Below are 11,282 nucleotides of genomic sequence, written 5' to 3'. Positions count from 1 at the left end.
TTTTCTACTGACAGCATACCGTTACGTGAGCTTTCTTACTTTTCAGACATCCTCTGAGGGAAGCAGCAATTCGTTCTTTATTAAGGGGATTGAAGAAGATTGACAAGGCTGTTTTACAGGAAGTAGCTAAGGAGTACAAATGATAGAAGCACCAAATGTTAAACCTTGGCTATTCTTGATTGAACCCTATGAAGGAGAGAGTCTGAGCCACTTTCTTGGTAGGTTCAGACGTACTAACCATTTATCTCCGAGTGGGTTGGGTAGTTTGGCAGGAATTGGTGCTGTAGTAGCACGTTGGGAAAGATTTCATTTTAATCCTCGCCCTAGTCAGCAAGAATTGGAAGCGATCGCATCTGTGGTAGAAGTCGATGCCCAAAGGTTAGCCCAGATGTTACCACCTGCTGGAGTGGGAATGCAGCATGAGCCAATTCGCTTGTGTGGGGCTTGTTATGCTGAAGCACCTTGTCACCGAATCGAGTGGCAGTATAAGTCGGTATGGAAGTGCGATCGCCACGAACTCAAACTTTTAGCGAAGTGTCCAAATTGTGAAGCTCCTCTCAAAATGCCTGCGCTGTGGGAGGATGGGTGCTGTCATAGGTGTCAAAGACCATTTGCGGAAATGGCAGCGTATCAGAAGCCTGTTATTAACTTGAGAAGCTTAAATGCTGATTCTTGATTATTAGTAGTGATAGCTGCATGGCTTAAGTACGAACGTACTATAACAAAAGGAATAGTCTGTTTAAAACTCTGGTTCTTTTTGCTGCATATTTGCATACTCAATGTCAAGGCAATTTTCATCGTGGCATAATGGTGTCACTATATAGATAACGTCGTTATATTAATTTTTTTGTAATTCACAACAAGGGGTCACATATTGACAATAGGCAGAGGAGGGAAATTATGAATAAAACCCTTGAAATGCCAATGCTGTATAAACGCTTATCAAAAGTGGGATTACAGCCAAAGTTTATTCAAGAAAAAGCCTTACCTGAATGGTGGGATGCAGAACTTGAAAATAATCCTGTAGCTGTTTTAGAAGCGGCAGGACGTATTGCTAAACGTTTAGGGCTAGATATGGCATCAGTTCTTGATCCTGATGCTCCTATTACTTTTAAGCAAGTAATTCGCCCTAAATTTAAGAAGATACAAAAAAATTCTGATGAGAGCCGATTAATTGTTGCTCAAGGGCTAGCTACTCGCGTAGCTGAGATGGTTACGTATGCCTGTAAAAGACCTTTTACAGATATGGCAACAAATGCATTTGAAATTCGGAATTTTATCCTGAAAAATAATTCTTACATTGACAAACTTAATGGAAGGATTTTGCAGTAAGTGTTTTATGCCTGATGTTACTTTAAAGCAGTCAAGTCTTGTTGCTCTAACACCACATTGAAAATTAGTGTAAAACTTACGCTGGGGATTAGTCGGCATAAAACTTGTAGATGAGCTTCTGCATCACTGCGGCGGCGAAAACGAGCTACAATCTGGTTCTGCATATTAGGTTTAAGTCGGACTATACACCAAGGACTGAGCTTTTCAAGGTAAGTCATCGAATTCTTCTGGTAAAATCTGTAATTTCCAAGACAAAAGCCAGCCTACTTTGATGGTGGCTGGCAAGAAATATCAAATTGATATTGAAATTAGATTCAATTCCTACTCACTCTTGTCTGGAAAACAAAGCTTCTGCAACACTTCTTCGGGGATATCCTCAAAATGTTCGAGCAAAAAGTTCATTAGTGCCAGGTGGCGTAAATCGGCTGGCATGGGGCGGCGGTAGTTTTTACCTCTAGCAAACCAGCGCCGAACGGTGGAAAGGGAACGATCGCAAATCTGCGCCATTTCTTCATAGTTCACCTGCCACTTGGAGTAAAACTGCTTGGGAGTCATGCCCAGTTGACAGTAAATGTAGAGTTGCATCAAATCTTGTTCTCGCTGCTTGAGTGGATGAGGATTCATAAGTCTGTTTCCTCGCCCATTGGTTCTAAATCCTCTTCCCAAGCAATGTCGGCAGAAGTCCAAGTAGCACTGGGGCTATTTTTGCTCAACCAAATCAGGTAACACCAACTCCAGCAGCAGCGATCGCAAGCAAAGCTATAAAATCGACCAATGACAATACCCCAGTCAGTATCGCTTTCAGTTGAGAGCCAACGCAAGCGATCGCCATATAAAAATCTCGGTGTCTTAGCTACATCGGGAAAGTTAGCGGGAAGCTCAATAGATGTGTCTGGGTATTTCAGGTTAATCAAACCTGGGGCTATATCTTGGTTACTGTGCCGGATGAGATTGAGATAAGCGGCAATTAACTTACCGTTAATGCTGTGAGTTAACTGAGAAATCAGAATTGCAGCTAGACTTTCTATTTCTTGCTGCTGGAGTTGTATCCAGGCACTATCAAAGTCAGCATCAGAGTAGTTGTTGAGCTTTGCCAGCAATTCTGTGATGCCGAAATCATCTAAAGCTTGTTGATAAGCTCTGTGTTGATCTGTTTTGTAGCTAACAGGCTTTAACATGGAAAATGTCTCCTGTGATATGGGGGCCAAAAGCCAGCATCCGCCCTGAGAAAGTTGATGGCTGGCTTTTGACTTATCAGTAATTATACGCTAAAATGAAGTGTTTCTGTGTTAATTAGTGTGTTTTAATGTATTTAAAGTAAAAACACACTAAATCGCTTATGATGATGAAATGGGAAAAGTAACTGTAACTCTTTATATGGAAGAAGAAGACAAAGAAGCCCTGCAATTTTTGGCTGATGCAGAGGAGCGTTCTTTGTCTCAAATGGCAGTGTTAATTGTGAAACGAGCTATCAAACAAGCTCAGAATGACGGGAAAATTCCACCAAAATCGTAATTTGTTAACGAAGTGATCGCACATCGTACTACACCGTACCCAGTCGGATTTGAAGAGGCAAGTAACAACTGTGTAATTGCTGGCGATTTTTTAGGACAATGCTTATCTAGTTATAAGTTTGCCTTGATTTCTAGCTGCGGCGATCGCTCCTGGATTAGCTGTAAATACCTGAATTCCTGGCACTGTCACATAATCGCCATCATCAGTAATAATCTTGTTTATTGATTCTTGTTTCATAGATTCAAGAATAAACAGGTCATAACCATCCAAACACTGAGTAGTGAACTGAGTTAAAGCATTATCTACAGTGTCTTCATCGAGTTTGACACTAATTTGAAGAGCAAAGGTGTTCTTGACTTGATTCCATGCTGCTTTTACTAAGGAAACAACCCTAGCACGTTCTGAAGGGTAGTTATGGCGGTATTCTTTATTGTTAATTCTGCTAGAACTGTAGGATGATAGCTTTTTTTCTTCTCTTTCAATAATATGGGCTAATTCAGCCAGCGATAAACCAGAGCAGCAAAGGGTAGCACCTGCTGTAAAAGTATCTGTAATGTAGTTTGAATAGGTGCTTTGATACGTAGTTAAAGACAAACTTGCTGGAGGATACGTCAGCCAGTACCAGACATTCGTATCAACCAAAAAAATATCCCCCTTTTGGGGGGAATCAGTCGTGATATCAATGATATCTGCCTTTACGGTGTAGTTAACTGACATGACTAACAGGCAGATTGTTCAAGAACCATCTCATCTACGGCTTCACGATATTGCTCATCTGAGTAATAACGCAAAGCATTTTCAATCACATTATCGTAGGTCTGTTGACCAAGAGGACTGAGGTTAGATACAACTAGAAGTCGATCTAGGTCTTCAGCTTTGATATCGCGCAATAACTGACCAATGGCAATGTTGAAAAACACGGACAAAAATCTTCTTACGTCAGCAAAGTCTAGCTCTACTAACTTTCCTGCTTGCAGTTGAGGATAAATTAAATCATAGATTTCTTGCCCGGACTGCTGGCTCATGCAGTTTTCGCCAATTAGCTCATAGACTTTGTATTTCATGGCTCTAAAACCTCTATTAGAACCTTTGTACTAAAATAATACTTCATTTTCTGTAAAGTTATGGTAATTTACGTCGCATTTAATAGTGATATTTATTAAAGTTCCCTCAAAGAAGGTGGGTGCGCTTTGGTAAATCTCTTGAGTTTCGTCAATTAAACCGTAAGCGTCATGGCTGTAAACCTCTATTTTACCCTGTTTACTCTTTACAAATTTTTTTAGTGAATCCAGTCCAGTACCTCCGCATATTCTACTGGGTCGGGTTGTCTTACCACGTTGAAATGCCCAACGTAAGGTTTCTTCAGCTAATTTCTGTCTGTCTTGAAGGAAGTGGCGTACATTGCCTGGAATGCCTACACCAAAGTCAATGACAGTCAGCTTTAGTTTATTTAAGTTAGGATAACGCTGTCCACAAGTGAATACACCGACATTAGATCGGCCGTGTTCAAAAGCATTGCTATAGATTTCAAGGGCATTCTGTATAATTTCATCCTTGAGAGTTTGGTTGATGTCTACCCAACCACGTCCAAGCCATTGCTCGTCAAGGTAATTTAGAATACTCTCAAGGTTGTCATTAGGATCTTCCCTGTAAGCAACGGAATTTCCTTTCCACCCTTGCTGATTTTCTCCAAAGGCATATAGAAAGCCGTTTTGAGTGAGATTACCTTTAATATCGTCTTGAAGTGTATCCCACGCAAAGGTAGCTTGACCACCACGAGCTTCAATGAGGCGAGCTAAACCACCTAAAAACGCTACAGCGTTTGGGCGAAGAAAGCAACAACCTGAAAAATCAAAGATAATTTTTGGTGTATCGATTTCTCTGATTTGCTGCCAAAGTCCAAACATCCGAATGAAATCTGCTTTGCCATCGTTGAGGGTTGGGACTTTGAGCGTGATTGTTAGTGAAGTGTTAGCAACAAAGGACACGGAGTGATCCTAAATCTCATAATTTTAGATACAAAGTACAAATATACTCTAATACCATTTCACGAAATGCCTGATACAAATGATTAGTTTTTAATTCTTTCCCCCTGCTCCCTGCTCCCTGCCCCCTTGCTGGCTATGTGTATCGATTTTAAAGTGAAATGGTATAACTCTCGGTAAAACTTGCTATTAAGCTGTTAGCACATGCTTTGCTGCAACTTCCATCAGCTTCTCGCTGCTGTCTCGCCCTTGTTTCAATTTGGCTTCTAGGGTATCGCAGAGGGACATCAGGCGATCGCACTTCTCTACAATGCGTTTTTGTTCAGCAAGCGGTGGAATAAAAATCAATGTCAAATCAGCTACCAAAACTTTCAGCATTTGCCTTCAATTGTTGATGAATGCGTTAGCGTAACGCGCCGTAGACATCGCACCAGAAAGGAATCACTGTTTGTCCTTGACACAAAGCGATTGAATGGCAATATAAATCTGTATGGAAGTGGGATTGCCATCAACTCAAAATTTTAGCGAAGTGTCCCAATTGTCAAGCACCTTTGAAAATGCCTGCATTGTGGGAGGATGGATGTTGCGATCGCTGTCGGTTGCTGTTTGGGGGGATGGGGGAGTATCAGAAAGCTATTTGAGTGAAGTATTTTTCTTGATTAACGGTTGGGTTGCTGAAGGATGGCGATTGTCACCTCTGAGAATTTCACTGCACATCCTCACAGCCAAGCCCATTCAAGATTTCTCTGAAGCTGTTTAAGCCTGCTTCCAGATTTTCGATGATCTCTGCCGCTAGCACATCAGGTTCTGGTGGATTATCCAGATCGTATAGACTTTCATCTCTTAACCAACAAATATCTAAGCTTGTTTTGTCTTTGGCAACCAATTCATCGTAGGTAAACTTACGCCAACGTCCATCCAGTTTTTTAGATGACCAAACTGACGGATGCTTAGAACGGTATTTGGAGTTGTAGCAATTGACAAAATCCTGTATATCCCCATATTTCAAGGGATTTTTTCGTAAGGTAAAGTGAATATTGGTACGGAAATCGTAGTACCAAATTTCTTGGGTTTGGGGAGCTTCAGATTCAGGTTTGTTATCAAAAAAGATAACGTTTGCCTTTAGCCCTGACTTGTAAAAGATACCAGTAGGTAGACGCAGGATAGTGTGAAGGTTAGTTTTTTGAAGTAGAGACTTACGAACTGTTTCTCCTGCTCCCCCCTCAAAAAGTACATTATCAGGTACGATGATCGCTGCTTTTCCACTGGGCTTCAACATTGTCCTGATATGCTGGACGAAATTAAGCTGCTTGTTTGAGGTCGTTGCGTCAAAATCTGGGCGATTGTAAACCAGATCCTCTCCTTGCTCTTTGTCCTCTTTGGAGAAGGTCATACTGCTTTTCTTACCAAAGGGAGGATTAGCCAGCACATAGTCAAAGTGTTGGATCGGCGGCTTTACTAGGGCATCGCTAAGAGAGATAATTGGTTCTTTGTCGAGCTCGCCAATCTCATGCAGGAAAAGATTCATCAAGCATAGGCGATAGGTGCTGGGAACAATTTCATTGCCATAAAAGGTTTCATGCTTGAGGAATTGTGCTTGAGACTCGTTCAGTTCGTAGTTCTCATGAATGAAGTTATGAGCAGCTAGAAAGAAGCCACCTGTACCACAAGCAGGATCAGCAATCGTTTTGCTTAGTTCAGGACGTAGGCACTCGACTATTGCTTTGGTCAATGCACGAGGAGTGAAGTATTGTCCTGCTCCAGACTTAGTGTCATCGGCATTTTTTTCTAGCAATCCTTCGTAAATATCGCCTTTGACATCAGCACTCATGGATACCCAGGCTTCGTTGTCTATCGTTCAAGCTCATGTGGCTTAAATTCCATATCCATTACATCAGTGAAATCAAAACCGTCCTCCGTTATGTTTGCGGCTCTGATATATCTTGTAGGATAATCCCTGGAACGATTTTGAGGAGAACGTTGTCGTCCTAACTGCACTTCTCCTAGAGCTTCTACCTTTGCCCAACACCAACCTTCTGGTAACTGAGGTAGTTGTAGTAATTCTTCTTCAGTTAAAGATGTGATTTCAGAAGGCATTTTGGGTTTAGTAGGCTTTTTACCCTCTGTGCCATTTACTTCCCAAACTTTAACTGCTTCTTCCCACTTATTTAGCTGCTGTTGATAGCGGTTTTCACGCTCTTGCTGGATACGCTCTAGCAGTTGATCAGCCGTTTCTAGTTTGTCAATATGAGCCTCACGCCACTGTTCAGTTAACTTGCCTTCAAAAGCATATTTCAACACTGACTGACGATATACCTTGAGTTGCTCTTGAGCAGTTCTTAGGTATTCAATTCCTTTATCAATCTCAGAAAAAAGCTCATCAATCTTTGCAACTATACGCGCTTGCTCTCTGGTAGGAGCAAGCAAAATATCAATCTCCTTTAGTAAAGACAAGCTAATATTTTTTTGGGCTCCACCTTTTCCTAAAGACTGCAATTGATCTCGTATGTGGAGCAAATAGTAGAATAAGTATTTATTGAGTACGTATGGACTTAGTTCTTGAGTAAAGGCAATAGCTTGATTAGTTGCAACGGGAACCTTGTTTATCCCCACTTTTCCTATACTTCCATACATGGCAACCAACACATTATCGGGAGCAACAATCTTTGCAGAACTGTTTTCTAGTCCAGCTTCAGAAATCCTTTTTTTTGATTTATAAACATATCCATCATTGAGAGCGCCAATAACTAACCAGGGTATATCGCCATCATAATATTCCTGAACTGTAGAACTTGGAGTACCACCAGATCCCCAAATTGCTATTTCTCCCAATTTGGCACCAATCCATGTGCTAGGAATTAAACCTTGACTGCTATCTATGTGCACTGACATGTTCTGATAATTTTCTCATTAGAAATCTCCATTATTCTGGCTTTTTAGACGTATCTTCTAAAACTTTAGAAATCAATATTCTCAACTGAGGAACATCCTCTTGAACGGCTTTTCAGATTATTTCTACATCTGTATTGAAATAATCATTAATCAGTTTATCTCGCATTCCGGCAATATCTCGTCAGGGAATATCAGGATATTGGCTTCTCACTGAATCCGGTAGCCGCTCCTCTACCGCTCAAAGCTTCTGAGATTCTCTCGCAAGCGTTGATGAATGCGATCGCTCCAAAAAGGAATTACAGTCTGCCCCTGACAAAGAGCTTCTAGCGCTACTTGCTTGTCAAACTCTGCCAATTGCAAAGGTTTTTCAGGCGATCGCGTGGTTAATAACATTAGTCGCTTCATCTTTTCTTCGGGAAGAGACTCATCAAATAACCAAGGTTCCTGTTCGCGCAGTGTTTCCAACGCTGCATGGCAAACCTCAAAATTTAACCCAATTGACAGCAACTGCTCCATTACTGTTAACACCAATAGGTCAGCTTTGGAGTAGTAAACATTACGACCTTTGCCAGTACTGTTAACCGTAGGTACTATAACTCCCTTCTCCCGCCAATACTGCAACTGGCGGCGAGAGCAATGAGTAATTTCTGCTGCTTCTGTGCTTGTGTAAAACTTTCCTTCCATAAGAATCATCCTATAGAAGCATTTCCTAAAACACATTGTATTTTTTTAGAACACTATGTGTTTTTGTAATAATTTATTTTTATGAGCCAAATAACTATTCAATGTCGCCTAACTGCCAGTGAATCTACCCGCCAAAAACTCTGGAAGTTAATGGCAGAATTGAACACACCCCTAATTAACGAACTACTTCAACAGCTTAGTAAACACCAAGATTTTGAGGAATGGCGAAAAAATGGCAAACTGCCGTCAACTGTTGTTAGTCAACTTTGCCAACCCCTGAAAACTGACCCTAGATTTACAGGTCAGCCCAGCCGCTTCTATCTATCAGCAATTCATGTTGTAGATTACATTTACAAATCTTGGTTAGCGATTCAGAAACGTCTACAGCAACAGCTAGATGGCAAGATACGCTGGCTAGAAATGCTCAACAGCGATACTGAATTAGTAGAAATGAGCGATTGTAGCTTAGAGGTAATTCGTACCAAAGCTGTTGAAATTTTGGCAATGATTACGCCAGAATCTGAATCTAATGCTCCTTTAACTAAAAGAAGAAAGACTAAAAAATCCAAAAAATTATCGACTTCCAATCCCGATCAAAGCTTATCTCATAAATTATTTGGCACTTACCAAGAGACTGACGATATACTCAGCCGTAGCGCCATCAGCTATTTGCTAAAAAATGGCTGCAAACTCAATGAAAAAGAAGAAGATCCAGAAAAATTTGCTAAACGCCGTCGTAAGCTAGAAATCCAAATTCAAAGGCTAACCGAAAAGCTAACAAGTCGAATTCCCAAAGGTCGAGATTTAACTAATGCTAGATGGTTGGAGACACTGCTCACTGCTACAACCACTGTTCCAGAAGACAATACTGAAGCTAAACGCTGGCAGGATATTCTCTTAACCCGATCTAGTTCTGTTCCTTTTCCTCTGGTTTATGAAACGAACGAAGACCTAGTTTGGTCAACAAACGAAAAAGGTAGGTTATGTCTTCACTTCAATGGCTTAAGCGATTTAACTTTTGAGGTGTACTGCGATAGTCGTCAACTGCACTGGTTTAAACGCTTCTTAGAAGATCAACAAACTAAACGCCAAAGCAAAAATCAGCATTCAAGTGGTTTGTTCACCCTCAGAAATGGTCGTGTAGCTTGGCAAGAAGGTGAAGGTAAAGGCGAACCTTGGAATCTTAATCACTTGAATCTCTATTGCTGTGTTGACAATCGCCTCTGGACTGCTGAAGGAACAGAACAGGTTCGCCAGGAAAAAACTGATGAGATTACCAAATTCATCACCAACATGAAGGATAAAAGTGACCTCAGGGAAACACAGCTTGCTTTTATTAAACGTAAAGAATCAACGCTAACTCGAATTAACAAATCCTTTGAGCGTCCTAGTAAACTCCTTTACCAAGGTCAATCACACATTTTGGTTGGAGTCAGCCTGGGACTAGAAAAACCTGCAACTGTCGCCGTAGTAGATGCGATCGCAGGCAAAGTTCTAGCTTACCGGAGTATCCGCCAGTTACTTGGCGACAATTACGAACTTCTGAATCGGCAAAGACGACAACAGCGATCATCATCCCACGAACGTCACAAAGCACAAAAAAGCTTCTCTCCCAATCAATTTGGTACATCTGAGTTAGGGCAGTATATAGACAGACTATTAGCTAAAGAAATTATTGCGATCGCACAAACCTATGAAGCTGGCAGTATAGTTTTGCCTAAGCTAGGGGATATGCGAGAGATTATCCAAAGTGAAATTCAAGCCATAGCCGAAGCAAAATGTCCAGGCTCTGTAGAAGTTCAGCAAAAATACGCCAAACAGTATCGAGTTAACGTCCATTCCTGGAGCTACGGCAGATTAATTCAAAGCATTCAAAGCAAAGCTGCTCAGGCAGGAATAATGATTGAAGGGGGAAAACAACCTATTCGCGGCAGTCCCAATGAAAAAGCAAAAGAATTAGCCTTTTCTGCTTACCATCTCCGCCTAGCTAGGCGAAGTTGACAAATATCTGAACCTTGACAATAAAATAATAAATAGCGCCGCAGTTAATGCTGCTTGCAGCCTCTGAACTGTGTTAAATGAGGGTTAGTTTGACTGTAGCAATACTGTCTTGCTTTTTGACCCTAGTAGCTGCTCACCCTGATGCTGCTGTCTTCGGACAGGATAGGTGCGCTCCCAGCAATAAAGGCGCGGATGTACTGCTGTAGTGGCTACTGAATCACCCCCGATCAAGGGGGAACCCTCCCCAATTCTTTATTTGACGCACCAAAGAGAGGTCAAAATTCCGCTCCTGGTTCGCGCAAATCCTGAAAACCTAATCCTACAAGGAATTTAGTCATAAATTTCTTTTGTAGATAATTCAAAAATTACATCCTGGGAGGATTTTTGAGAAGGTTGACACAAGTCTGGTCTGGAAACCCTTCTATACAAGGTTAAAGATGGTATCTGTTACAACCGTCCTCTCAGCAATGGGAGGGTTGAAAGTGGATTGCAATTTGCTTGTCAAAAATAGTTCTACCGTTACAACCGTCCTCTCAGCAATGGGAGGGTTGAAAGGAATAATTTTCCCTTGTTTGGGGCTTGCCAGCATGGTGGGCAGGTTACAACCGTCCTCTCAGCAATGGGAGGGTTGAAAGGCGTATTGCATGAGTTGCCTATTTTCTTTGGTCGGTTACAACCGTCCTCTCAGCAATGGGAGGATTTAAAAATTTTTCAAACAGTATTAGTGTTAGGTTTCAGTAATTATTAAAGTTAGGGGCGGGTTGAAAGCAAGTCCCTTCACCCCCTCGTTTTAGTTGCTTTGTATAATAATTACAAAGTGACGCCTAATGTGAATTAGAAAAAAGGCGGGAGAAGTAAGAAGATGAAAGTTAC

The 11,282-nt window shown here is 41.3% G+C and carries 15 protein-coding genes and 1 CRISPR repeat array; of the genes, 5 read left to right on the top strand and 10 right to left on the bottom strand.

All coding sequences use genetic code 11. From position 1 onward, the window contains the following. The first annotated feature begins 139 nt into the window (after positions 1-139). The gene (locus tag ACFE90_RS30420; protein ID WP_375506079.1) at positions 140-676 is read left to right on the top strand and encodes a TniQ family protein; all 537 of its coding nucleotides are present in this window, start codon (positions 140-142) and stop codon (positions 674-676) included. Between the two features lie 224 nt (positions 677-900). Next, positions 901-1,332, top strand: a complete 432-nt coding sequence (locus ACFE90_RS30415; protein WP_375506078.1) for a hypothetical protein — start codon at positions 901-903, stop codon at positions 1,330-1,332. A gap of 17 nt (positions 1,333-1,349) precedes the next feature. Here ACFE90_RS30415 and ACFE90_RS30410 read toward each other — a convergent pair whose 3' ends face one another. The 3 genes from ACFE90_RS30410 to ACFE90_RS30400 form a co-directional block, all read right to left on the bottom strand. After that, positions 1,350-1,550 (bottom strand): hypothetical protein, encoded by a 201-nt coding sequence (locus ACFE90_RS30410; RefSeq protein ID WP_322643716.1) that lies wholly within the window; start codon positions 1,548-1,550, stop codon positions 1,350-1,352. Between the two features lie 103 nt (positions 1,551-1,653). Then, positions 1,654-1,956, bottom strand: coding sequence for a helix-turn-helix domain-containing protein (locus ACFE90_RS30405; protein WP_375506077.1), 303 nt, complete (start codon positions 1,954-1,956; stop codon positions 1,654-1,656). Beyond that, the gene (locus tag ACFE90_RS30400) at positions 1,953-2,510 is read right to left on the bottom strand and encodes a hypothetical protein (protein ID WP_375506076.1); all 558 of its coding nucleotides are present in this window, start codon (positions 2,508-2,510) and stop codon (positions 1,953-1,955) included. Before ACFE90_RS30400 ends, ACFE90_RS30405 begins: the two co-directional genes overlap by 4 nt. A 172-nt stretch (positions 2,511-2,682) precedes the next feature. Between ACFE90_RS30400 and ACFE90_RS30395 the strand changes: the two genes are divergently transcribed. Continuing rightward, on the top strand, positions 2,683-2,847 hold the full coding sequence (locus tag ACFE90_RS30395) for a hypothetical protein (protein WP_072022197.1): 165 nt from the start codon (positions 2,683-2,685) through the stop codon (positions 2,845-2,847). Positions 2,848-2,949: 102 nt separating this feature from the next. Here the strand turns inward: ACFE90_RS30395 and ACFE90_RS30390 are convergent, their stop codons facing one another. The 4 genes from ACFE90_RS30390 to ACFE90_RS30375 form a co-directional block, all read right to left on the bottom strand. Continuing rightward, on the bottom strand, positions 2,950-3,564 hold the full coding sequence (locus ACFE90_RS30390; RefSeq protein WP_375506075.1) for a PIN domain-containing protein: 615 nt from the start codon (positions 3,562-3,564) through the stop codon (positions 2,950-2,952). Positions 3,565-3,566: 2 nt separating this feature from the next. Then, entirely contained in the window at positions 3,567-3,911 is a 345-nt protein-coding gene (locus tag ACFE90_RS30385; protein WP_375506074.1) for an STAS-like domain-containing protein, read from the bottom strand. Positions 3,912-3,941: 30 nt separating this feature from the next. Beyond that, positions 3,942-4,835, bottom strand: a complete 894-nt coding sequence (locus tag ACFE90_RS30380; protein ID WP_375506073.1) for a hypothetical protein — start codon at positions 4,833-4,835, stop codon at positions 3,942-3,944. Between the two features lie 186 nt (positions 4,836-5,021). Further along, the gene (locus ACFE90_RS30375; RefSeq protein ID WP_375506072.1) at positions 5,022-5,210 is read right to left on the bottom strand and encodes a hypothetical protein; all 189 of its coding nucleotides are present in this window, start codon (positions 5,208-5,210) and stop codon (positions 5,022-5,024) included. Between the two features lie 124 nt (positions 5,211-5,334). Here ACFE90_RS30375 and ACFE90_RS30370 point away from each other — a divergent pair, with 124 nt between their 5' ends. Further along, positions 5,335-5,592, top strand: a complete 258-nt coding sequence (locus tag ACFE90_RS30370; RefSeq protein ID WP_375506071.1) for a hypothetical protein — start codon at positions 5,335-5,337, stop codon at positions 5,590-5,592. On the opposite strand, the gene ACFE90_RS30365 is transcribed toward ACFE90_RS30370, so the two are convergent. From ACFE90_RS30365 to ACFE90_RS30355, 3 genes are all read right to left on the bottom strand, one after another. Continuing rightward, positions 5,539-6,663: a class I SAM-dependent DNA methyltransferase gene (locus ACFE90_RS30365; protein WP_375506070.1), complete on the bottom strand. Its 1,125-nt coding sequence runs from the start codon at positions 6,661-6,663 to the stop codon at positions 5,539-5,541. The genes ACFE90_RS30370 and ACFE90_RS30365 overlap by 54 nt on opposite strands. A gap of 20 nt (positions 6,664-6,683) precedes the next feature. Next, positions 6,684-7,724 carry a restriction endonuclease subunit S gene (locus ACFE90_RS30360; protein ID WP_375506069.1) on the bottom strand — a complete coding sequence of 347 codons (1,041 nt, stop codon included), beginning with the start codon at positions 7,722-7,724 and terminating at the stop codon, positions 6,684-6,686. A 231-nt stretch (positions 7,725-7,955) separates the two neighbouring features. Then, positions 7,956-8,408 (bottom strand): MerR family transcriptional regulator, encoded by a 453-nt coding sequence (locus ACFE90_RS30355; protein WP_375506068.1) that lies wholly within the window; start codon positions 8,406-8,408, stop codon positions 7,956-7,958. Positions 8,409-8,489: 81 nt separating this feature from the next. On the opposite strand from ACFE90_RS30355, the gene cas12k reads away from it, so the two are divergent. Further along, positions 8,490-10,409, top strand: coding sequence for a type V CRISPR-associated protein Cas12k (gene cas12k / locus ACFE90_RS30350; RefSeq protein ID WP_375506067.1), 1,920 nt, complete (start codon positions 8,490-8,492; stop codon positions 10,407-10,409). Between the two features lie 446 nt (positions 10,410-10,855). Beyond that, positions 10,856-11,115: direct repeats of the CRISPR family, unit length 37 nt; unit sequence GTTACAACCGTCCTCTCAGCAATGGGAGGGTTGAAAG. Positions 11,116-11,282: the final 167 nt, after the last annotated feature.

The organism is uncultured Nostoc sp. (genome assembly GCF_964245445.1).
Classification (GTDB): domain Bacteria; phylum Cyanobacteriota; class Cyanobacteriia; order Cyanobacteriales; family Nostocaceae; genus Nostoc.
This window is presented reverse-complemented; position numbering and strand designations above follow the sequence as displayed.

What these genes read in the sequence shown, in the direction of transcription:
- ACFE90_RS30405 (WP_375506077.1), bottom strand. Translation starts at nt 1,956, where the DNA reads ATGAATCCTCATCCACTCAAGCAGCGAGAACAAGATTTGATGCAACTC.
- ACFE90_RS30410 (WP_322643716.1), bottom strand. Translation starts at nt 1,550, where the DNA reads ATGACTTACCTTGAAAAGCTCAGTCCTTGGTGTATAGTCCGACTTAAA.
- cas12k (WP_375506067.1), top strand. Translation starts at nt 8,490, where the DNA reads ATGAGCCAAATAACTATTCAATGTCGCCTAACTGCCAGTGAATCTACC.
- ACFE90_RS30385 (WP_375506074.1), bottom strand. Translation starts at nt 3,911, where the DNA reads ATGAAATACAAAGTCTATGAGCTAATTGGCGAAAACTGCATGAGCCAG.
- ACFE90_RS30390 (WP_375506075.1), bottom strand. Translation starts at nt 3,564, where the DNA reads ATGTCAGTTAACTACACCGTAAAGGCAGATATCATTGATATCACGACT.
- ACFE90_RS30360 (WP_375506069.1), bottom strand. Translation starts at nt 7,724, where the DNA reads ATGTCAGTGCACATAGATAGCAGTCAAGGTTTAATTCCTAGCACATGG.
- ACFE90_RS30395 (WP_072022197.1), top strand. Translation starts at nt 2,683, where the DNA reads ATGGGAAAAGTAACTGTAACTCTTTATATGGAAGAAGAAGACAAAGAA.
- ACFE90_RS30415 (WP_375506078.1), top strand. Translation starts at nt 901, where the DNA reads ATGAATAAAACCCTTGAAATGCCAATGCTGTATAAACGCTTATCAAAA.
- ACFE90_RS30420 (WP_375506079.1), top strand. Translation starts at nt 140, where the DNA reads ATGATAGAAGCACCAAATGTTAAACCTTGGCTATTCTTGATTGAACCC.
- ACFE90_RS30365 (WP_375506070.1), bottom strand. Translation starts at nt 6,663, where the DNA reads ATGAGTGCTGATGTCAAAGGCGATATTTACGAAGGATTGCTAGAAAAA.
- ACFE90_RS30375 (WP_375506072.1), bottom strand. Translation starts at nt 5,210, where the DNA reads ATGCTGAAAGTTTTGGTAGCTGATTTGACATTGATTTTTATTCCACCG.
- ACFE90_RS30400 (WP_375506076.1), bottom strand. Translation starts at nt 2,510, where the DNA reads ATGTTAAAGCCTGTTAGCTACAAAACAGATCAACACAGAGCTTATCAA.
- ACFE90_RS30355 (WP_375506068.1), bottom strand. Translation starts at nt 8,408, where the DNA reads ATGGAAGGAAAGTTTTACACAAGCACAGAAGCAGCAGAAATTACTCAT.